The organism is Xanthomonas sp. DAR 35659, assembly GCF_041242975.1.
GTDB lineage: Bacteria > Pseudomonadota > Gammaproteobacteria > Xanthomonadales > Xanthomonadaceae > Xanthomonas_A > Xanthomonas_A medicagonis.
On the sequence record NZ_CP162488.1, the window covers coordinates 988,816 to 1,010,278 of the forward strand.

Consider the following 21,463-nt stretch of genomic DNA (forward strand, 5'->3'; position numbering starts at 1 on the left):
ATTGTCCACGCAATCCGGCGCCGCATGCCTATCGACCTTCCCACTCCCGACGCCGACGCGCTCGCCCACAGCGAGCGCCTGGCCGCGCATCTGCGCGCCGAGATCGCCGCCGCCGGCGGTGCCATCCCGTTTTCGCGCTTCATGGAGCTGGCGCTGTACGCGCCGGGCCTGGGCTACTACAGCGCCGGCAGCAGCAAGTTCGGCGAGGAGGGCGACTTCGTCACCGCGCCGGAACTGGGGCCGCTGTTCGCCGCCACCGTTTCCAACGCGCTGGCGCCGGTGTTGCGCCAGCTCGGGCCGCAGGCGCGGATGCTGGAGGTCGGCGGCGGCAGCGGCGCGTTCGCCGAAGTGATGCTCAAGCGCCTGCTGGCGCTGGATGCGCTGCCGGAGCGCTACGCCATCCTCGAACCCAGTGCCGACCTGCGCGCGCGCCAGCGCGAGCGCCTGAAGCGCGCGCTGGTTCCGCCGGTGTTCGATCTGGTGGAATGGCTGGACCGGCCGTTCGAGGATGACTGGAACGGCGTGCTGTTCGCCAACGAGGTGATCGACGCGCTGCCGACCCCGCGCTTCGCCCTGCGCGAGGGCGAGGTGTTCGAAGAGACCGTGACCCTGGACGGCGAAGGCCGCTTCCGCCGCGGCGAGCAGCCCGCCGATGCGTTGCTGGCGGCGGCGGTGCGCCATATCGAGCGCTACCTGCAGGCGCCGTTCGCCGACGGCTATCGCTCCGAGCTGCTGCCGCAACTGCCGTACTGGGTCCAGGCGGTGGCCGGCGGCCTGCGTAGCGGCGCGATGCTGTTCGTCGACTACGGCTATCCGCGCAGCGAGTTCTACCTGCCGGAACGCGACGACGGCACCCTGCGCGCGTTCTACCGGCACCGCAGCCACGCCGATCCCTACCGCTGGCCGGGCCTGCAGGACCTGACCGCGTCGGTGGACTTCACCGCGCTGGCCGAGGCCGGCACCGGCGCCGGCTTCGACCTGGCCGGGTACTGCACCCAGGCCAGTTTCCTGCTCGGCAACGGCCTGGACGCGCTGCTGGCCGAGGCCGAGGCGCGCAGCGACGAACGCGGTCGCCTGCGCCTGCGCGAGCAGGTGAAGCGGCTGACCCTGCCCAGCGAGATGGGCGAGCGCTTCCAGGTGATGGGCTTCGAACGCGACGTGTCGCTGGCGCCGGCGTTCCTGGCCGGCGACATGACCTGGCGGCTGTGATGGCGGCGGTGCGCGATTTCCGTTGGCCATGGCTGTGGCAGGGATTGTGGTGGCTGGGGATCGTGGTGCTGATCTACGTCTGCCTGATGCCGCATCCGCCGCAGTTGTCGGACATGCCCGACAGCGACAAGGTCGAGCACTTCCTCGCTTACCTGCTGCTGGCCGCGGCCGCGGTGCAGGTGTACGCAGGACCGCGCGCCTGGACCTGGGCGGCACTGGGCCTACTGGCGCTGGGGGTGGGCATCGAGTTCGCGCAGGGCGCCTGGACCACGACCCGCTCCGCCGATCCGATGGATGCCCTGGCTGATGCGCTGGGCGTGGCCGCCGGCATGGTCACCGCCGCCACGCCGTGGCGCGACCTGCTGTGGCGGCTGGAGCGTGGGGCGGCGCGGGGCCGCTGAGCCGCTGAGCCACGCGTGCTCGCCGGCCGGGCGTAAGCACATTAAGAGCGGCTAACAAAACCCTGGAAGCCGCCGTACGCAGATGACACAGCACGCCAAGGACAGCAACGCCAGGTGGATGTCGATCCGGCGTTCGAAGCGGGTGCGCAGTTTCCCCATGCCGGCAAACCAGGCATGCGTGCGCTCAACCACCCAGCGATACCGGCCCAGCCGATCGTTCCGCTCCAAGCCCTTGCGGGCGATGCGCGGGGCGATCCCGCGTCGCTTCAGAGAGTCCCGGCACCGATCCATATCGTAGGCCTTGTCGGCATGTAGTTTGTCCGGCCAGCGTCGTGGCCGTCCTGGCTTGCCGGTGATCGGCGGCAACGCATCGACCAGCTCCTCGAACACGATCGAATCGTGCCGGCTGGCCCCGGTCACGCAAAACGCCAGGGGAACTCCGTGCCGATCCGTGATTACGTGCCGTTTGCTGCCGCGTTTGCCGCGGTCGGTTGGGTTCGGCCCGGTTTAGGCCCCCCCCCCGGGGGAAGCCACGCTGGCCGCGTCCAGGCTGGCTCGGCTCAGGTCCAGCTGGTCGGCCCGGCGCAGTTCGGCCAGCAGCACCTGGTGCAAGCGATGCCACACCCCCGCAGCCTGCCAGTCGCGCAACCGGCGCCAGCAGGTCATGCCGCTGCCGTCGCCCAGTTCTTGTGGCAGATCTTCCCAGGGGATGCCGGTACGCAGCACGTAAACGATCCCGTTGAGTGCGCGCTGGTCGTCCACTCGCGGTCTGCCACCCTTCGGGGAAGAGGGCACTTCCGGGATCAAGGGCTTGATGCGCTTCCACAGCGCTTTGCTGATTTCTGTGCGATGGGCCATGCTCCGCACTGTGCGGGCTCAATCGCCGAGCTCAAGGGGCTTTTGTTAGCCGCTCTAAGTCAACCTGACCCCAGTTACCTCTGCACTGTTCAATGTCGCCACTGGCTTCCCCGCACACGTTGGAAGTGAGGCTACAAAGCCTGTCTCGTCTCAACTCATGACCGGCCCACTGCGCCCCTGTTCCTGCTGATGTTCTCGGCCCACCATCTGTGCAGACCGGTCCTGCAGGATCTGCGCGGCACGTTGCATCGAGGTCTCCACGGGCGTATTAATCGCAGCGTCCGTTGCCACCTGGGCTCGCAGCTTGGCGGGATCGTTCAGATCACCCTGTACGGCGAGCAGGTATTCACCCCGGCGCAAAGACGACGTCGCCTCATTGAGCATGACGTGATCCACTCGCGTCAGGCCGTTCGCCACCGCCTGAGCGGCCAAGCAGGCGGCTGCACGATCACTTTGCTCATCGGGCAAACGCCCAAGAGAACGATCCAGGGTATGGACATGCTCCCGGCACTGTCCAAAGACCGGTGACGGCGTCAAAGACGCTTCTCCAAAGATTCCCGGGGGGCCAAATGGATGCGCCCCTCCTTGATACTGTGGATCAACCTGCCGCTCCGAGCCTGACCACTGGCGTCCGTCCCAGACACGGAGGTCTCCCGATGGGCTCGTGACTGAAAGACCTCCCTCTCGATCCACATGCAAACGGGAGATTTCCAGACGCGCCAGTTCGCTCCCGCCTTGGATGGTCAACGCCGGACCAGTGCGGACGTCGTCCATCCGCGAGAGAACGCGTGCTCCGTTCGCCGGGTCACGCAGCAGTGCGTCAAACATCTGCAGACTGGGATTGCCATTGAATCCTTCGGCGAGCGCGGTGTTACCTGCCACTCTGACTTCGTCATGCCATTGCTGCGCACCAGCCCCGTCACCCAACTCAAGAGCGTTTACCAGACCGACACCTAACAGCGTGGCGTCGCGGCCTGAGACGATGGCTGAACGCGCGGCCGGATTTAGGCCGTTTATGCCCTGCGCCCCGATCCAATCACGCACCTCATTCGCCGTCATGCCATCAGACTGTTGAAGGCTCTCCACCAACAACGCCCCCCGCGCCTGATTCTGATTGTAGAGCTTTCCAGCCATCGCGACGATTTTAGCTACATCCTCCGGATGCTCGCGATTGAGATCCTGCAGCCACGCGATCCGAGCAAGTGGCTCGCCAACGGCCTGCCACTTGCGCTCAACCTGCTGATCATTCAAATCCTGAACGAATGTGCGGCCCGGATCTGATCTAAGAAATTCGTTCAACCGAGCCTGCTCTGTCGCGGACAGCGCATTTCCTTCCTGCCCGCGCGTCTGCAGGCGCTGAAGCAGGTCTGCGGATTCTTCCTCGGTGAACTGCTTCTGCGGCGAGGCCCACTGTGCATACTGACGCAGCATGTCTTCTGCCGCCGCGCCGCGGCCTGGCTGCCCAAAGTCCCACTGCATGATGCCGACGGACCAACCCGAATTTCCTGTGCTGTGCTGCAGGGCGTACGCGGCGCCAAGATTCACTTCGCTGGCACGCCCGACTGCATTGTATGACAGCACTTCAAAGCTCTCACGACTGAGAGCGTCATACACATATCCCTGTGCCATGGTCATCTCCTATGGAATGGCTTTTCCCAGTTGTTTGAGTTGTTCGATCCGGGAGTGCGTAAGCCGCAGCCGGCAGTCCGACGCAAGTGCTTCCTGCTCATCACGCGACATGCCCTGCACCAGTGGCTCGGCCTGGCAATACGCGTCTCGATATGTGCGCCACGCCGCCGCAGACGATGTAAAGCTCTTCTGGAGATCGCCGAGGTATTCCGCATCGTCGGCAACGTAGCTCGCATACCGCGCCTGAGCCCTCGCGAGGATAGCCTGCTCGATACGGGTCAACTCGGCTTCCTGCCTGTGCGCGCTTTGCACCTTGGTGCAGGCCGTTCCAATGGCCCTGCATCGATCTTCCGGCAGCGACAAGAAGCATGCTTCACGATCCCGAACAGAAACAATGCTTGAACAATCGCCTGTTGCCACGGCTGCCGGGCTGGCACCGCTCAAGGGGGACTTTGCATGGGCCAACGCACTTTGGAAGCTTGACACCATCAGCAAAAACACCGCCACCGCACCAACCCATCGCGGCACTTCGCAGCCTCGAGCATGCACATCAGTTCCCGTCCCTATCTCCATATCAAACATCGACGTGTCTCTAGGCGGACGTCTCCCGGAAGCTACCAAAAGCGAGCGAAGCACTCAACTGTCGGCGGCAGGCCCGCCCGTCGGTAGCGCAAACCCTCAACGATGCCGACCAAGTTAACCTGATCCGAGGTTCCCCCAAATTTTTTGCACGCTATATCAATAACTTGCATCGACCCTGGTGAAAACAAGTGCGCGCATGACGCAGCCTTCGAGGTGCCTAAAGACGCGCATGGCGCAATGCCGAACGGCAACGACCGACTCTCACCCCGCGACATGGGCTGAACCGCCGGGTGCACAAGGTTGACATACTCATTTTTTCCTCATAATGTGAGGACTCTTTCGGTGGGAGTCATGATCATGACCGAGGCAGCTATGCAACAACCGCGATCGGGGCGAAGCGTGACGCGCGTACAACTGGACCTGCCGAGCGATCGCGTCGATCAACTCGATCAATTGGTGAACGAGGCGGGCTTTGCGACGCGCAAGGAGTTGTTCAACAACGCCCTTGCTCTGCTGCAGTGGGCGGTGAAAGAGGCGCGGCGCGGCAGGGCCATCGCATCCGTGGACGAGGCCAACGACCGCTTCACCGAATTGAACATGCCGTTCCTCAGTGAACTGAGTCACCAGATCGCGTCCAATCCGAACAAGCCATGACCTCCGGGCCGGCCCGCCAGGATGGCGATGACGATCCAGCCGAACCGCTGGCGTCGCCGGCGCCCGAGGACCGGCCGCTCTCCAGGGCGGGTTGGCGCCAGCGCGAGGTGGAGACCGTCGTCCCCGACGATCTCGTCGTGGACGTGACGGATCGCGCCGAGGCGGCGCCCATCGTGAGCTGGGACACGGTCGACGATGTGCAGCTGCCCCGACGTTTCCGCTTGCCGACGACGCCTGAAGACGAACGCCCGGTGCCCTTCCAGGGGTATCCGCGCGACGATCACGGCATGGCGTTCGAGTCGAACCTGCGGGAACCCGACGCTCCGTTCTTGGCGCTGGATGCCGCCGACGTCCCGGTCGAATCCCGCTCGCTGCATGTCGAGCTGCCCGAGTCCGTCCGGCCCGGACAGCGGTTTGCCCTCTCCGCGCAGTTGCGCTGCGTGCCCGCCGCCACACAGGACGAGGTCGATTTGCGCCCGTTCTCCGTGCCCGACGCCGGGCGGCGGGTGACGATCGATCTGCATGTCTCCGGTGAGCTGCAGGTGCTGTCGGATGCCACGTGTACAGTGAACGTACTGCCCGGCAGGGAATCGGATCCGGTTCGCTTCGAGTTGCAGGCGGGCGCGCCGGGGCCGGCGAGCGCCACCTTGCGCGTATTCGCGCTGCCCGCGGACTACCTGGGCCAATTGCGGTTGGCGTTGTCTGTCGCGGACGTGGCGCCCGGGGAACATCGCGCGGCCGACAGTGGCGTGCTCCGGGTCGGCACGCCGGCCGAGCGCACCGCCACGCTCGAGGTCGATGTGGATGCGCAGGGACGCCGGTTGTCCTTCCGGCTGCGTGGACCCGGCGAGATCGGCGTGCAACGGCCGGTCTTCGTGTCGCTGGACAGCGCGGTCGAGCAGGTGGCGCTGGGTCTGCAGCGCAAGCTGGATCAGGTCGCCAAGGGCAATGGACTGTCGCCCAAAGCCGTGGAGGCCTTGTTGCGCGGGACCGGCGCGGACATGTGGAACCGGTTGCTGCCTGGCTCCGTCAAGGACCTGCTGCTTCGCAACCTGCAGCACCTCGATGCGCTGGTGTTCGTCGGTGCCGACGATCCGATTCCGTGGGAACTGCTGGTGCCGACGACACAGGGACGGACGAGCGCGTTTCTTGCGGACCAGTTGCTGATCGCGCGCTGGGCGTTCGATGCGGCATCGCCCAAACGGTCGATCGGCAGTGGCGCGACCTGCTACGTGTTGCCCGATGCCGCGCCTCCGGCCGCGCAGGAGGAGATCCAGCAGTTGGAAGCCCTGCTCGGGCAGGGCAAGCGCGTGCGCACGCTCGATGCGCTGCTCAGCGAGTTGGAGAGCGCGGCGTTCGGCCTGCTGCACTTCGCCGCGCACAACATCGTCGCCAGCGATCTGCCGGCGTCGGCCTGGGTCAAACTCGATCAGCCGTTCCAGCAGGATATGCTCGGTGCCGATCGCGCCAATGCGTTCGCAGCCACCGCACCGCTGGTATTCATGAATGCCTGCAATTCGAGCGCGGGATCGCCGCTGTGGGTCGGTTCGACCTGGTGGGCCGGCCGCTTCCTGGCGGCGGGCGCCGGCGCCTTCCTGGGCAGTCTGTGGCAGGTGCGCGATGGCCCGGCCAAGGACTTCGCTGCCGCGTTCTATGGCCAACTGCGCGCGGGGCATACGCTCGGCACGGCGTTCCAGTCGGCGCGGCGCGATGTCGCCAGGGATGGCGACCCGACCCGGCTTGGCTACACCTTGTTCGGCAACGCGGCGGCCACCCTGGCCGCCGGCATCAGAGATTCCAGATGAGCGAGCCTGTCTTGGTGGTGCATGGCGTGGCCAATCACGACCTTGAGCATTTCAAGGAGAGGGTGGATGCATTTCAGAAGCGCGTCGGTGCGCGGTTCGAGCTGATCCCGGTTTTCTGGGGCGACCTCGGCGGCCAGTTCACCGGCCTGAGCGACACCCTGCCGGTGCTGTTCCCGCGCATCGACACGACCCGCGCGGGCGTGGAGGACACGGAGGCCTTCTTCGGACTGGTGCAGGAGCAACGCGCGGCATTGATGGGCGCCGAGCTGACCCGCGGCGCGGAGGCGGCAGTCGTGGACGCGTTGCATGCCGCGACGCTGCAGGCCGTCGGGGCGCAGCCGGCGGGCATGCAGGTCACGCGCGGCGATGATGCGCTGCATCGGGCGTTGTCCGAGCAGGTGCCATCGACGCGCTACCTCAAGCAGGTGTACGAGCCGCAGCTGCAGCAGGCGGTTGGCGAACTGCTCGCCGGCTATCTGCGCGCGCCGCTTGTCGAGGGAGCCGTCGGCGTGCGGCAGGAGAGCTTCGTCATGCGTGGATTGGTGGGCGACGGCATGCAGGCGTTCAAGACCTTCATCGGTAAGGTCGACGAGCTGATCGGGCGGGTGGTCTCCAACGTTGCCGGCAGTGCCAACCAGTGGATTCGCGGCGCGCTGGCCAAGCCCATCGCGTTGACGCTGGGCGACGTTGTCGCCTACCACCAGGCCCGCTGTCTGATCCACGAGCGACTGTTCGAGGTGCTCGATAAGGAGGCGCGTGGCTACGGCACGCAGCAGCAGCCCATCACCGTGATGGCACACAGTCTGGGGGGGCTGGTCACCTTCGACGCGGCGCTGGGCAGCGACGTGCTGCTTGATGACGTACCGCGCCGCCTGCACATCAAGCGCTGGATCACCTTCGGCAGCCAGCCCGCGTTCTTCCACGTGATGGCGCCGCGCAAGGGCATCGAGAAGTACACGTCGGACAAGCGCGTGCCTCTTCCGGACAGCATCGGATCCTGGACCAATCTTTGGCATCCGCTGGATCTGCTGGCGTTTTCCGCCGCGTCCGTGTTCTGCCTCCACAACGATTCCTTGCCCTTGGACGTGCGCGTGGACTCCAGCGCATCGGAGATCGTGAGGGACAAGGGGTGGCTGCACTCCTCCTACTGGGAAAGTACCGAACTCCAGGACGCGCTTCTGGCGAGCGTTGTGCATTGAGCGAAGCGTCGGCGCGCGTTCCGGGCGGCCTGTTCTCCGCCCGGCGCGCCGCCGAACGTGGCCAGGAAGCCTGCGCCGAGGCGGGGCATGTAGCGGGCCCGCGCTCCAGGCAGTTCCGCAACTGCGGCAGAAGTGCGCCACAGCCGCAACCAAAACCGACAGGCGGGCGGTGCGAACCTTCCGCACCGCCCGCCGCCGCAACCCCTTAGAACTTGAAGTGCAGCGTCGCCATGTAGCGGCGGCCGTTCTTGTAGCGTCCAGCGGGGTGGTCCTTGTCGCCGAGGTACTGGAAGTACTCTTCGTCCAGCAGGTTCTGCGCATCCAGCTGCAGCGACCATTGCGCGTTGAACGCATAGCCGATGCTCGCGCCTAGGTCGGCGTAGTCGTCCACGCTGGCCGGCGCGGCGCCGGCGACATAGCCGCCGGCCAGATAGCTGTCGCGCCAGTTGTAGGTGATGCGGGCGTTCAGCGGTCCCTTCTCGTAGTACGGGCTGAAGGCGATGGCGTTGCGCGACTGGTAGGGCAGGGCGTCGCCGGTGTTGTTCTCGCCGTTGGCATAGGTGTAGTTGGCGGTGAGCCCGAAGCCGCTGTCGCCGAACGGCTGCTGGTAGGCGATGGTGAAGCCCTTAACCTTGCCGTCGCCGGCGTTGCGCGGACGCTGGATGCTGTAGTCGCAGTAGCCGTCGGCGGTGCAGCCGTTGCTGCCGAGCATCTGCGCCCAGGTTTGCGGCGAGGTGTCGCGGATCGAGTTGTACTGGCGTTCGATCGTGGCCGAGGTGTCGATGTAGTTGTCGATCTTCTTGTAGAAGATGGACCAGGCCACCACCGATTGCTCGGCGAAGTAATACTCGGCCGACAGGTTGAAGTTCCACGATTCGTACGGCGACAGCTCGGCGTTGCCGCCGCTGCCGGTGAGCGTGGTGTCGTTGAGGAAGGTGTTGTTGACCATCTGGTTGTACGGCGCCCAGGCGATGACCTTGGCGGCCGCGAAGCGGAACACCCAGTCGTTGCTGGTGTCGTAGACCAGGTTCAACGACGGCAGCACGAAGTCCTGCTTCTTGGTGCGGGTCTGCCACTTGCTGTCCAGGTCGTCCAGCGTCGGCGTGCCGCTGTAGACGAAGCCGCTGCCCTCGGTCTTGGAATCCACGTAGCGCACGCCGAGGTTGCCGCGCAGGCCACCTTCGGAGAAGTTCAGCTGCGCATAGGCGGCGTTGTTGGTCTGCTCCAGCGCCCAACTGTTGTTGAGGAAGCTGGCGGGGTCGGGATTGGCGTAGTCCACCGGGCTGTTGCGGATCCAGTCCATCACGTTGCCGCGCCCGGCCTGCACGTGCCGGCCGTGGTCGGGGTAGAAGCCCTGGATGTCGGTCAGGCCGATGGTGCCCACGTCCGCCAGCGTGCCGGGGGTGACGCCGCCATACACGTTGAGCTCGAAGTCCTCCTTGTGCTTGCCCTGGCGCACGCCGAACAGCAACTGGTTGAACACGCCATCGAAGCGCACATCGAAATCGAGCTGGCCGTAGGTGTCCTTGCTCTCGGTGGAGAAGATGCCGTTGTTGCCGAACCAGCCGCCGGCCGAACCCCAGTTGGCCGGGTCGCGCGCGCCGGCCGCGTCGTCGAAGCGGATGCCGCGGTCCAGGTCCCAACTGAAGCCGCCGTTGTAGAACGGCTCGATGAAGTACTGCGCCAGGTGCTTGTTCTCCGACTTGCTCTGCCCGACTTGGCCGCTCACGCCCCACGTGTCGCCGCGGAAGGCGCCACGCAGGTCCAGACCCTTGGTGGTGACCTCGGACTGGCGCACGTTGTTGTCGTAGATCACCGTGCCGCCGTCGGGATTGGCATTGGCGCTGGAATGGCCACTGCGGACCACGCCGTTGCGCACGCCGCCGAGCGCGTCCACGGCGTCGATGGTGCCCTGGTTCCAGGTCAGGAAGCTGTACATCGACTGGTTGTAGTTGTCGAAGTTCTCCTTGATGTACAGGCCGCTGAGGTTGAACTCGAGTGCATCGCTGGGCTTGAGCTGCAGGTTGACCACCGCGCTGTCGCGCTTGCGGTCCTGCTGGAACCAGGCGGCATTGACCGAGTTCGGCACGTCGGCATCGGCCGGCACGCCGCTGGCGTTGCCGAAGGTGGACGCCTTGGCGTAACCGAACACCTCCATGCCCTGGCGATCGACCCGCTCTTCGTAGTGCTGCGCGGATACCGCCACGCCGAAGGTCTCCTGCGGATTCTTCCAGCTGTACAGCAGCGAGGCGTTGGGCTTGCCCTCGCTGGCCTGCTGGCTGTAGCTGTAGCCCACCGAGCCGGCGAACTCGTTGGCCTTCATGTCCAGCGGCTGGCGGGTGTGCATCAGCACGGTGCCGCCGAGGCTGCCTTCGGTCAGGCGCGCCTCGGAGGCCTTGACGATCTCGGCGCGGCCGAGGATCTGCGGCGACAGCAGGGTGTAGTCGAAACCGCGGTTGGGCTGTTCGCCGTACAGCCAGATCGCCTGCGCCACCGGGTGGCCGTCCAGGAACGACAGGTTGAGGCTGGGATCGGTGCCGTCGATGCTGACGCGCTCGCCCTGGCCGAAGCGGCGGTCGAGGGTGACGCCGGGGATCTGCGAGAACGCCTCGGCGACGTTGGTGCTGGGGAACTTGCCGATGTCCTCGGCGGTGATCGCCTCGGAGATGGTGACGTTGTTGCGCTTGGTGTCCAGCGACTTCTCGAGGCTGGCGCGGATGCCGACGACCTGGACGGCGTCCAGATCGGTGGCGGCGGTGCTCGCCTCCTGCGCCTGCGCGGTGCAGGCCAGGGTGGCGAGGATGGTGGCGGACAAGACGGAACGGCGGTATTGCATGATGTCTCTCCTCATCATTCAATGAATCGACGCGGCGCGCGTGCGTTCGCCTGCGCGCCGGGTGTGTCGGTTGCCTTACTGCCTGCGGTGCTGCTGGTATCGCTGGATGGAAATCTTCAAGCGCGATGCTGAGGGGACTTGCCCGCCGCGCCGAGGCGCCCGCCATGGCGCTCTCCGGCCGCACGCGGTCGAAGCGGGCCGGTCGTCGCGAAACGCCGCAAGCGCCTGAGCGCGCCGGCCATGCTGGCGGAGCGAACGGCGACGACCGTCGGACAGTGCAATGGCGTGCCGAGTGCGGCACGCGACAAGCGCGTACGGATCATTGCGATCACATGCCTCCCATGTCCCGCGTTGCGCCGCGATGCGCGGCCTCAGTCCCCATGGGCATGGATTCTTACGAGGTCATGACAACGATGTCAAGCTATGTCCGGAAAATTTGTCTGGTGCTGGTTGGAGCTCACGAACGGCAGCCCGATTCCTGATAATCGCCCTCACCCCAATGCAGAAATTCTATTTATCAATGGGTTATGCGATGCGCGACGCCTCGGGGAGATGCGTCCAAATGAGAACGGTGCGCAGCTATGTGGCAGCGCACAAAATTGGTCTCATTCGTAGAATTGGTGCGGCATAGGTATCTTGACAACGATGTGTGAAGACGCCCGCGCAAAAAATATTTTCACAGACTAAGTTTTTGATCGAAAAGCCATTTTTTTAAATTCCAAGGCGAGTCCAGACGTCAATTGCCAGTTGTGCGCCTCGTGGCGTTGACACAATCTTTCTAAGACCATAAGAATCGAAGCGCCTGGAATTGGTCTTTGCCAATTCGGGTCGATCCGTCCAGCAGCATGCATCGTCCGCTCCGGGGTAGGGGCGGGAGGCGCCTCCGCAGCACGAGGCGCAGCAACAGACAGAACGCTCCATCGACTCCGTGCCCACACGGACGGCACCGCCCTGCGCGTCGCGTGGGGCGCAATGGAGGGGGCTGCCTGCCGATCGCTGCCGCTGGGCCTCAGACGCCGCCGTGCCGCTCAGCCATCAACCAGGATAGCCCAATGCCACATGTCGTCCGCTCCCGTCCGCACCGCTGTTCCCTGTCCGTCCTCGCCAGCGCCATCGCGTTCGGCCTGCTCAGTCCCGGCGCGCAGGCGCAGGAAGCGCCGGCGTCGGACGCGATCTCGCAACTGGATACGGTCACCGTCACCAGTTCCTACCAGAAGAGCCTGATCACCGCGCTGGACAACAAGCGCGAGGACGCGCGCATGACCGATGGCATCTCCTCGGAGGACATCGGCAAGTTCCCGGCCGAGAACATCGCCGAGGCGATCCAGCGCATTCCCGGCGTGCAGATCTCCACCATCAACGGCCGCGGCTCGACCATCAGCATCCGTGGCCTCGGCCCGCAGTATTCGGCCACCACGATCAACGGCCAGACCATCAAGAGCGCCGATTTCACCGATGGCTTCCGCTACGACATCATCCAGCCGGAAGTGGCCGCGGCGATCGAGGTGATCAAGTCGCCATCGGCGGACATGGACGCCGGCGGGCTGTCGGGCACGGTCAACATCCAGACCACCAAGCCGCTGGACTACAAGGAGCGCAAGCTGATCTTCTCGGCGAAGGAGCAGTACTCCGAATTCGCCGGCGGCGCGCCGACGCCGAAGGGCGTGCTGACCTACATCGACCAGTTCAAGCTAGCCGACGGCGGCGAACTGGGCGTGTTCGTCAACGCCGGCTACCAGAAGCTCAAGGACCGCGCCGACTACCTGTGGATCGACCGCTGGTACACGCAGGACACCGACGACGGCACCTTGTACATCCCGCGCCGCCCGCGCTACCGCTCGATCGAGCGCGAGACGGACCGCAAGATGCTCACCGCCGGCCTGCAGTGGAAGCCCAACGACCGCCTGGAAATGAACCTGACCGCGCTGTACACGCAGGACAAGACCGACAACGACATGAATCAGTTGGTCTATTCCTTCGAGCGCAACGCGCTGAACGTGCTGGAGACCGACGGCCTGACCGCGACCAAGGTGTCGGCGTCCAACTACTGGCTGGAGAACAACCGCCAACTCGAGCGCCACGATCTCACCTCGCAACTGCTGACCTGGGACGCCAAGTGGAAGGGCGATGCATGGACCTTCAGCGGCGTGGCCAACTACACCGAAGGCAAGACCGACGAGGACGAGCGCGCGGTGATCCTCGGCCGCCTGCCGTCGGCGACGCTGTTCGACATGTCCAACCCCGGCGCGATCTCGCTGACCACCGATGCCGACGCCACCGATGCCAGCGCCTGGGACCAGGCCAACCTGGTCCGCGACGAATACCCCAACGGCGCGATCACCAAGCTCAGCAACAAGGAGTGGTCGCTGCAGTTCGATGCCGAGCGCTACGTCGGCGCCGGCTTCCTGGACTCGGTGAAGGTCGGCACCAAGTTCCGCCGCGAGACCTTCGACCGCAACGTCTGGCGCCGCGACTTCCTGTACCTGATCAACTCCGGCGCGGTGTCCGGCTACGCCATGTTCCCCGAGTTGTCGGCGGCCAGTTCCAGCGTCAAGAACTTCCTCGACGGCAACCTGGCCTCGCAGGACAGCTGGGTGGCGCCGGACGTCTACGCCTACGCGCAAGCGCTGGCCGCGTCCGGCATCACCGTGCCGGTGCTGTTCGCGCCGCAGGCCAGCTACCACATCCGCAACGACATCTTCTCCGCCTACGCGCTGGCCAAGATCGACACGGACATCGGCAGCATGCGCCTGCGCGGCAACGTCGGCGTGCGCTACGAGAACACCAAGCGCACCACCGATACCTATCTGACCACCGCCTCGCAGTACAGCGAGGACGCCAACGAGGTGGTCGGCACCGAACGCGCGCCGTACGACTACCACAACTGGCTGCCCAGCCTGAACCTGGTGCTGGACATGCGCGAGGACCTGCTGCTGCGCTTCGCCGCCGGCAAGGTGCTGGTGCGGCCGATCCTGGACAGCAACACCGCCATCGCCACCACCATTTCCTCGGGCAGCAACACCGGCGGCACCACCACCTACGACGTGTCGCTGGGCCAGACCGACCTGAAGGCGCTGACCGCCGACCAGGCCGACCTCAGCCTGGAGTGGTACTACGGCCAAGGCGGCGGCCTGACCCTGGCCGGCTTCTGGAAGCAGGTCAAGAACGGCACCTTCAACAGCATCGTGTGTCCGGCCACGTTCAACGGCACGGCGCTGTCCGCCAACAGCGCCGGCGACTGCGTGGACGGCAGCGGCAACATCTACGAGATCACCGCCACCCGCAACGATCCGAGCAAGGTCAAGATCAAGGGCTACGAGGTGGGCTGGACGCAATCGTTCGACGCCTGGCTGCCGATCCAGGGCTTCGGCCTGACCGCCAACTTCACCCGGGTGATCCCGCAGCGCGACACCGACTTCCAGATCCGCAACCTGTCGGAGAAGACCTGGAACGCCACCGGTTACTGGGAGAATGCGATGTTCTCCGCGCGGCTGTCGCTGAATCACCGCAGCGAGTACGAGCAGGACAGCAGCGACAGTTTCTTCGCCCGCGAAGGCCACACCATGAAGGCACGCACCCAGCTCGACGCGGTGCTCGGCTATCAGGCCACCGACAAGCTCAGCTTTCAGCTCGGCGGACTCAACCTGACCGACAAGAAGGAAGAAGCGTACAAGGACATCAGCAGCCGCTGGCAGATGACCGGCGTCACCGGCCGCAGCTTCTACGTGTCGATGCAATGGGACATCCTGTGAGCCCGGTGCGATCGCGTGCGGGGTAGCCCGCGGCCAGCCCGGCGCCGCGCTGGCGCCGGGCATGGCAACCTGCATCGTCCCGATCGCGTCCATAGGTTCTAGGGCAAACGCATGCAACGACGAGACTTCCTCGCAGGCAGTGCGGGCGCCGGCCTGCTGCTGGCGGCGCCGCGCTGGAGCTGGGCCGGTGCGACGGCGGATGCCGGCGTGGCCGGGTCCCCCGTTGGCGCTGCCGCGGCGGCAGTGCCCGGCTTGGCGCTGCCGATCGATCCCGGCCTGTTCTGCCTGGACGAGGGCTGGCGCTTCCACGAAGGCGACATCCCGTTTCCACCGATCAGCGGCCAGGATGCCAGCTACGACAACGCCAAGGCCGGCAAGGCCTGGGGCGCGGCCGCGGGCGACTTCGACGACAGCCAATGGCGGCAACTGCGGCTGCCGCACGATTTCGCCATCGAGCAGCCGATCGAGGCCAGCGCCAATGTGGCGCAGGGCTATCGCCGCCGCGGCATCGCCTGGTACCGGCGCAGCCTGCGGCTGGACGCGGCCTTGCGCGGCAAGGCGCTGGAACTGCGCTTCGATGGCGTTTCCAGCCGCGCCACGGTGTGGGTCAATGGCTTGCTGATGGCGCGCAGTTGGAGCGGCTACGACGGGTTCGCGATCGACCTGAGCGCGATCGCGCGCTACGGCCAGGATCTCAACAGCATCGCGGTGCGCGTCGATGCCGACGCGATGGACGGCTGGTGGTACGAAGGCGCCGGCATCTACCGGCACACCTGGCTGGCGGTGCGCGATGCCTTGCACATCGTCGGCGACGGCGTACAGGCGGTGCCGCGGATCGGTAGCGGCGATCTGTGGACGCTGCCGGTCGCGGTGACCGTCGCCAATGTCGGCGAACAGGCCGATGCGGCCATGCTGGACGTGGCGCTGTACGACGCGCACGGCACCGTGGTCGCGCAAGGCAGCAGCGCGGTGCAGGTCGGCGCGCTGGCGCAGGCGGTGGCGCGGGTCGAACTGCAGGTGCGGCAGCCGCGGCGCTGGGATGTGGCCGCGCCGCATCTGTATCGGGTCGCGGCAGTGCTGCGCAGCGAGGGTCGTGAGCGCGACCGCCGCGACTGCGCGATTGGCTTCCGCACGCTGCGCTTCGACGCGCAGCAGGGCTTCTTCCTCAACGAGCGGCCGCTCAAGATCAAGGGCGCCTGCCTGCACCAGGACCATGCCGGGGTCGGCGTGGCGGTGCCGGACAGCCTGCTGGAATTCCGCATCCGCCGGCTCAAGGCGCTGGGCTGCAATGCGATCCGCCTGCACCACGCGGTGGCCAGCGAATTGCTCGACGTCTGCGACCGCCTGGGCATGCTGGTGATGGCCGAGAACCGGGTGTTCAATCCTTCGCCCGACTACGCCGCGCAACTGCGCTGGTTGGTGCGCCGCGACCGCAATCGCGCCTGCGTGTTCCTGTGGTCGGTGTTCAACGAGGAGCCGATGCAGGGCACTGTCGCGGGCTATGAAATGGTGCGCCGCGCGGTGGCGCTGGTGCGCGAGTTGGACGACAGCCGCCCGGTGACCGCGGCGATGAACGACGGCATGCTGACCCAGCGCAATGCCGCCGATGCGGTGGACGTGGTCGGCTTCAACTACCGCCAGTTCAACTACGAACGGGTGCGCGCGGCGATGCCGCACAAACCGCTGCTGTCCAGCGAGGACACCAGCGCGTTCCAGACCCGCGGCGCCTGGTTCACCGACATGGACGCGCACGTCATCGCCGAGGACGACTCGGTCGCCGCGCCATGGGGCAACACCCATCGCACCTCATGGAAGCTGATCGACGAGCGCCCGTATCTCGCGGGCAGTTTCGTCTGGACCGGCTTCGACTACCGCGGCGAGCCGACGCCGTTCGAATGGCCGTCGGTGTCCTCGTTCTTCGGCATCATGGATATGTGCGGCTTTGCGAAGGGCGCCTACTGGTTGCGCCAGGCGCAGTGGATCGACGAGGCGCCGGTGCTGCAACTGCTGCCGCACTGGAACTGGCCGGGCCGCGAGGGCAAGCCGATCAAGGTGATGGCGTTCTGCAATGCGCAGCAGGTGGAGCTGTGGCTCAACGGCCGGTCGCAGGGGCGGCAGGCGGTGGACCGGATCGAGATGAATACCTGGCAGGTGGCGTACGCGCCGGGCGTTTTGGAGGCGGTGGCGTACCGCGATGGCCGCGCCGTGGCGCGGCAGCGGGTGCAGACGGTCGGTGCGCCGGTCGCGCTGCGGTTGACCCCGGACCGTGCGCGGATGCGCGGCGGCGGCCGCGATGCGCAGCCGATCACCCTGGAGGCGGTGGATGCGCAGGGCCGCCACGTGCCGTTCGCCGATGCGCAGATCGCGCTGCAGGTCGAGGGCGGGCGCCTGCTCGGCGTCGGCAACGGCGATCCGAACCGGCACGCGGCCGACAACGTGCCGCAGGTGCAACTGTTCAACGGCCTGGCGCAGGCCATCGTCGAAGCCGGGCACGGCCGCCGCGCGCTGCATATCGAAGCGCGCGCGCCGGGCTTGCGCGCCGCGCAGGCGACGATCGGCTTGGACGCGGCGGTCCCGCCGCCGTCGCTGCCGCCGGCCGCGGCGGCAATGGTGGTGCCCGGCTGGCGGCGCACGCTGCCGTTCGCCGCGCCGCCGGATCCGGCATTGCCGCGCGCGCCCAACGACAACAACAGCTGGAGCTTCTGCCAGCCGGGCAACCTGGAGACGCGCGCCGAGCGCGATGGCTATGTGCTGTACCGCACCGCGTTCACCCCATGGGCCGGCATCCAGCAGCGCGGCGGCGTGCTGCGGCTGGGGCGCACCACCGGTGCGGCGCAGGTGTATCTGGATCGGCAACCGGTCGCGCGCGTGGCCGCGGGACAACAGGCGCAATTGCGCTTGCCGCCCGCGGCCGGCGAGCGGGTACTGGCGGTGGTGATGCAGGTGACGGCCGGAATGCCTTTCGGCTTCGACGATGTCGTGACTGTGGAGTATTGACCGAATGAAGCGAACCTTCCGCCATCTCGTCGCCAGCGGCCAAGCCTGGTTGCGCACGCGGTGCGCAGTGCCGCCGCGCAGCCACGTTGCATTGCTCCTGATCTGTGCGTTGCTGGCGCCGGCCGCGCTCGCCGCAGCGGCGCCGGAGACACAAGGCGAAGCCGCGCGCGGTGTGCTGCTGCGCACGCTCGGCCCGGGTGCCGCCCGGCTGGCGCTGCAACGGCAACCGCGCGGCGATGGCAACGACTGGTACCAGGTCGCCGCCGAGGCCGGCACGCTGCGCGTGTCCGGCTCCTCGGAAGTGGCGCTGGCGCATGGCGCGTACAGCTATCTGCAATCGATCGGCGCCGCCTCGGTGAGCTGGGAGGGCAGCCGGATCGCGTTGCCTGCGGCCTACGCCGATTTCCGCGGGAAGCGCGTGGTCACCCCGTTCGCGTACCGCGCCTATCTCAACGTCTGCACCTACGGCTACACCACGCCGTGGTGGGACTGGGCGCGTTGGGAGCGCGAGATCGACTGGATGGCGTTGCACGGCATCGACATGCCGCTGGCGATGGAAGGCCAGGACTACGTGTGGCAGGCGCTGTGGCGCGAGTTCGGGGTGAGCGACGCGGATCTGGCGCAGTATTTCTCCGGCCCGGCATTCGCACCGTGGCAGCGCATGGGCAACATCGAGGGCTACGACGCGCCGTTGCCGCAGCAATGGATCGACGACAAACATGCGCTGCAGCTGCGCATCCTGCAGCGCATGCGCGCGCTGGGCATGAAGCCGGTGCTGCCGGCCTTCGCCGGCTACGTGCCGAAGGCGTTCGCGCAGGCGCATCCGCAGGCGCGCATCTACCGCATGCGCGCCTGGGAGGGTTTCCACGAGACCTACTGGCTGGATCCGGCCGATCCGCTGTTCGCGAAGATCGCCAAGCGCTTCATCCAGCTCTACGACCGCACCTACGGCAAGGGCACCTATTACCTGGCCGACGCGTTCAACGAGATGCTGCCGCCGATCGCGGCTGACGGCAGCGACGCGCGCCTGGCCAGCTACGGCGACAGCACCGCCAACTCCGCCAAGACCGCGCCGCCTGAGGTGCCGCCGGCGCAGCGCGACAAGCGCCTGGCCGACTACGGCCGTGCGCTCTACGCCTCGATCCAGCGCGCCAACCCGGACGCGGTGTGGGTGATGCAGGGCTGGCTGTTCGGCGCCGACCGCCATTTCTGGACGCCGCAGGCGATCGCCGCGTTCCTGCGCGACGTGCCCAACGACAAGCTGCTGGTGCTGGACATCGGCAACGATCGCTATCCGGGCACCTGGAAGCTGTCCGACGCCTTCGACGGCAAGCAGTGGATCTACGGTTACGTGCACAACTACGGCGGCAGCAATCCGGTGTACGGCGACCTGGCGTTCTATCGCGACGACCTGCGCGCGCTGCTCGCGGACAAGGACAGGCAGCAACTGGTCGGCTTCGGCGCATTCCCCGAAGGCCTGCACAACAATTCGGTGATCTACGAATACATGTACGCACTGGCCTGGGGCGGGCAGGAACGTTCGCTGCAGGACTGGCTCGGCGAGTACACCCGCGCCCGCTACGGGCACACGTCGCCGGCGCTGCTTGCGGCCTGGGAGGATTTGCAGGCGTCCGTGTTCTCGACCCGCTACTGGACGCCGCGCTGGTGGCGCAGCCGCGCCGGCGCCTACCTGCTGTTCAAACGGCCGACGCTGGACATCGGCGAATTCGAGGGCGCGTCCGGCGATCCGCCGCGCCTGCGCCGTGCGCTGGAGCGACTCCTGGCATTGGCGCCGGACTATGCCGATGCGCCGCTGTACCGCTACGACCTGGTCGACTTCGCCCGCCACTACGCGACCGGCCGCGTGGACGCGCAGTTGCAGCAGGCCGTGGCCGCCTACAAGCGCGGCGATGTCGCGGCCGGCGACGCCGCCTTTGCCCGTGTGCAGGCGGCGGTGCGGCAGCTCGACGGCCTGGTCGGCGGCCAGCAGGAAACCCTGTCGAGCTGGCTCGGCGATGCCGCCGGCTACGCGAAGACGCCGCAGGACGCCGCCTACTATCGGCGCGACGCCAAGGCGCAGATCAGCGTGTGGGGCGGCGAGGGCAATCTCGGCGACTACGCATCCAAGGCCTGGCAGGGGATGTACGCCGACTATTACCTGCCGCGCTGGGCGCTGGCGATGCAGGCGCTGCGCGCGGCCGCGGTCGGCGGCGGCCGCGTGGACGAGGCCGCGTTGCAGCAGCGCTTGCGTGCCTGGGAGCGGGACTGGGTGGCGCGCGAGACCACGTACACGCGGCAAGCGCCGGCCGACCCGGTCGCCGCGGTGCGCACCCTGCTGCGCCAGGTCGATGCCCCATGAGTGCCGCGTCCGTGACCATTCCCGCCGCCGCGCCGCCGCGCGAGCGCTTCCTGTCGCTGGACGTGTTCCGCGGCCTGACCATCTTCCTGATGATCCTGGTCAACACGCCGGGCGCCGGCGCCGATGCGTTCGTGCAGCTGCGCCACGCACCCTGGTTCGGCTTCACCGCGGCCGACCTGGTGTTCCCGTCGTTCCTGTTCGCGGTCGGCAACGCGATGAGTTTCGCGCTGGACCGCGGCCAGCCGCTGGGCGCGTTCCTGCGCCGGGTCGGCAAGCGCAGCGCGCTGATCTTCCTGCTCGGGTTCCTGATGTACTGGTTTCCGTTCGTGCACCAGGGCGCCGATGGCCACTGGAGCCTCACCGCGATCGACCAGACCCGGGTGCCGGGCGTGCTGCAGCGCATCGCGCTGTGCTACGCGCTGGCCGCGCTGCTGTGCCGCTGGCTGCCGCCGCGCGGGCTGCTGGTCGCCTGCGTGGCGCTGCTGCTCGGCTACTGGGCGGCGCTGTACCTGTGGGGTCAGCCGGGTGCGGAACTGAGCAAGCTCGGCAACGCCGGCACGCGCCTGGACCTGTGGTTGCTGGATCCGGCGCAGCTGTACCGCAAGGACGGCGGCTTCGATCCGGAAGGCCTGCTCGGCACGCTGCCGGCCACGGTCAATGTCATCGCCGGCTACCTGACCGGCCTGTACGTGCGCCGCGCCGGCAAGCAGGCGCGCACGGTGCGCTGGCTGCTGCTGGCTGGCATCGCGCTGAGCTTGCTGGCCCTGGCCTGGCAGCCGTGGTTCCCGCTGGCCAAGAAGCTGTGGACCGGCTCGTTCGTGCTGCTGACCGTGGGCCTGGACCTGCTGTTGCTGGGCGCGTTGCTGTGGGCGATCGAGGTGCGCCAGTGGCGCGCGGGCAGCGGCTTCTTCACCGTGCTCGGACGCAATCCGCTGGCGATCTATCTGTTCTCCGAGCTGTTCGTGATCAGCCTGCGGCTGATCCCCGTCGGGGCCAGCGGCATGGACCTGTACCAATGGGTGGGCATCGCGATGTTCCAGCGGCTGCTGCCCGGTCCCTGGGGCAGCCTGGCCTGTGCGCTGGCCTACACCCTGGTGTGCTGGGCGGTGGGCTGGTGGATGGACCGGCGGCGGCTCTACCTGCGGCTCTGACCCGGCGTGCACGGTCGGCGAATTGGTACTA

Annotated in this window: 12 protein-coding genes and 1 pseudogene; 9 read left to right on the forward strand and 4 right to left on the reverse strand. The window is 66.9% G+C overall.

Annotation, left to right across the window (positions count from 1 at the left end):
- Positions 1-24 precede the first annotated feature (24 nt).
- Entirely contained in the window at positions 25-1,209 is a 1,185-nt protein-coding gene (locus tag AB3X07_RS04270; RefSeq protein WP_369943051.1) for a class I SAM-dependent methyltransferase, read from the forward strand.
- A complete protein-coding gene (locus tag AB3X07_RS04275) occupies positions 1,209-1,610 on the forward strand; it encodes a VanZ family protein (RefSeq protein WP_369943053.1) in 402 nt (133 codons plus the stop codon). Before AB3X07_RS04270 ends, AB3X07_RS04275 begins: the two co-directional genes overlap by 1 nt.
- A 51-nt stretch (positions 1,611-1,661) precedes the next feature.
- Here the strand turns inward: AB3X07_RS04275 and AB3X07_RS04280 are convergent.
- The 3 genes and pseudogenes from AB3X07_RS04280 to AB3X07_RS04290 all read right to left on the reverse strand — a co-directional run bounded on the left by AB3X07_RS04280 (position 1,662) and on the right by AB3X07_RS04290 (position 4,679).
- Positions 1,662-2,468 (reverse strand): annotated as a pseudogene (locus AB3X07_RS04280) (IS5 family transposase).
- Positions 2,469-2,618: 150 nt separating this feature from the next.
- On the reverse strand, positions 2,619-4,097 hold the full coding sequence (locus tag AB3X07_RS04285; protein ID WP_369943055.1) for an XVIPCD domain-containing protein: 1,479 nt from the start codon (positions 4,095-4,097) through the stop codon (positions 2,619-2,621).
- A 9-nt stretch (positions 4,098-4,106) separates the two neighbouring features.
- Positions 4,107-4,679 (reverse strand): lysozyme inhibitor LprI family protein, encoded by a 573-nt coding sequence (locus AB3X07_RS04290; protein WP_369943056.1) that lies wholly within the window; start codon positions 4,677-4,679, stop codon positions 4,107-4,109.
- A gap of 351 nt (positions 4,680-5,030) precedes the next feature.
- Here AB3X07_RS04290 and AB3X07_RS04295 point away from each other — a divergent pair, with 351 nt between their 5' ends.
- From AB3X07_RS04295 to AB3X07_RS04305, 3 genes are read left to right on the forward strand one after another with little or no spacing between them, the layout of a single operon-like run.
- Positions 5,031-5,333, forward strand: a complete 303-nt coding sequence (locus AB3X07_RS04295; RefSeq protein ID WP_369943058.1) for a hypothetical protein — start codon at positions 5,031-5,033, stop codon at positions 5,331-5,333.
- Positions 5,330-7,138, forward strand: a complete 1,809-nt coding sequence (locus tag AB3X07_RS04300; protein WP_369943060.1) for a CHAT domain-containing protein — start codon at positions 5,330-5,332, stop codon at positions 7,136-7,138. Before AB3X07_RS04295 ends, AB3X07_RS04300 begins: the two co-directional genes overlap by 4 nt.
- Positions 7,135-8,337, forward strand: a complete 1,203-nt coding sequence (locus AB3X07_RS04305) for a hypothetical protein (protein ID WP_369943061.1) — start codon at positions 7,135-7,137, stop codon at positions 8,335-8,337. Before AB3X07_RS04300 ends, AB3X07_RS04305 begins: the two co-directional genes overlap by 4 nt.
- A gap of 205 nt (positions 8,338-8,542) precedes the next feature.
- Here the strand turns inward: AB3X07_RS04305 and AB3X07_RS04310 are convergent, their stop codons facing one another.
- On the reverse strand, positions 8,543-11,173 hold the full coding sequence (locus AB3X07_RS04310) for a TonB-dependent receptor (RefSeq protein WP_369943063.1): 2,631 nt from the start codon (positions 11,171-11,173) through the stop codon (positions 8,543-8,545).
- 1,052 nt (positions 11,174-12,225) lie between these two features.
- Between AB3X07_RS04310 and AB3X07_RS04315 the strand changes: the two genes are divergently transcribed.
- The 4 genes from AB3X07_RS04315 to AB3X07_RS04330 all read left to right on the forward strand — a co-directional run bounded on the left by AB3X07_RS04315 (position 12,226) and on the right by AB3X07_RS04330 (position 21,432).
- On the forward strand, positions 12,226-14,925 hold the full coding sequence (locus tag AB3X07_RS04315; protein WP_369943065.1) for a TonB-dependent receptor: 2,700 nt from the start codon (positions 12,226-12,228) through the stop codon (positions 14,923-14,925).
- A gap of 111 nt (positions 14,926-15,036) precedes the next feature.
- Positions 15,037-17,922: a beta-galactosidase GalA gene (gene galA, locus AB3X07_RS04320; RefSeq protein ID WP_369943067.1), complete on the forward strand. Its 2,886-nt coding sequence runs from the start codon at positions 15,037-15,039 to the stop codon at positions 17,920-17,922.
- Positions 17,923-17,926: 4 nt separating this feature from the next.
- Positions 17,927-20,281 carry an alpha-N-acetylglucosaminidase gene (locus AB3X07_RS04325; protein ID WP_369943069.1) on the forward strand — a complete coding sequence of 785 codons (2,355 nt, stop codon included), beginning with the start codon at positions 17,927-17,929 and terminating at the stop codon, positions 20,279-20,281.
- Positions 20,278-21,432: an acyltransferase family protein gene (locus AB3X07_RS04330; RefSeq protein WP_369943071.1), complete on the forward strand. Its 1,155-nt coding sequence runs from the start codon at positions 20,278-20,280 to the stop codon at positions 21,430-21,432. The genes AB3X07_RS04325 and AB3X07_RS04330 overlap by 4 nt, the downstream gene beginning before the upstream one ends.
- Positions 21,433-21,463 lie beyond the last annotated feature (31 nt).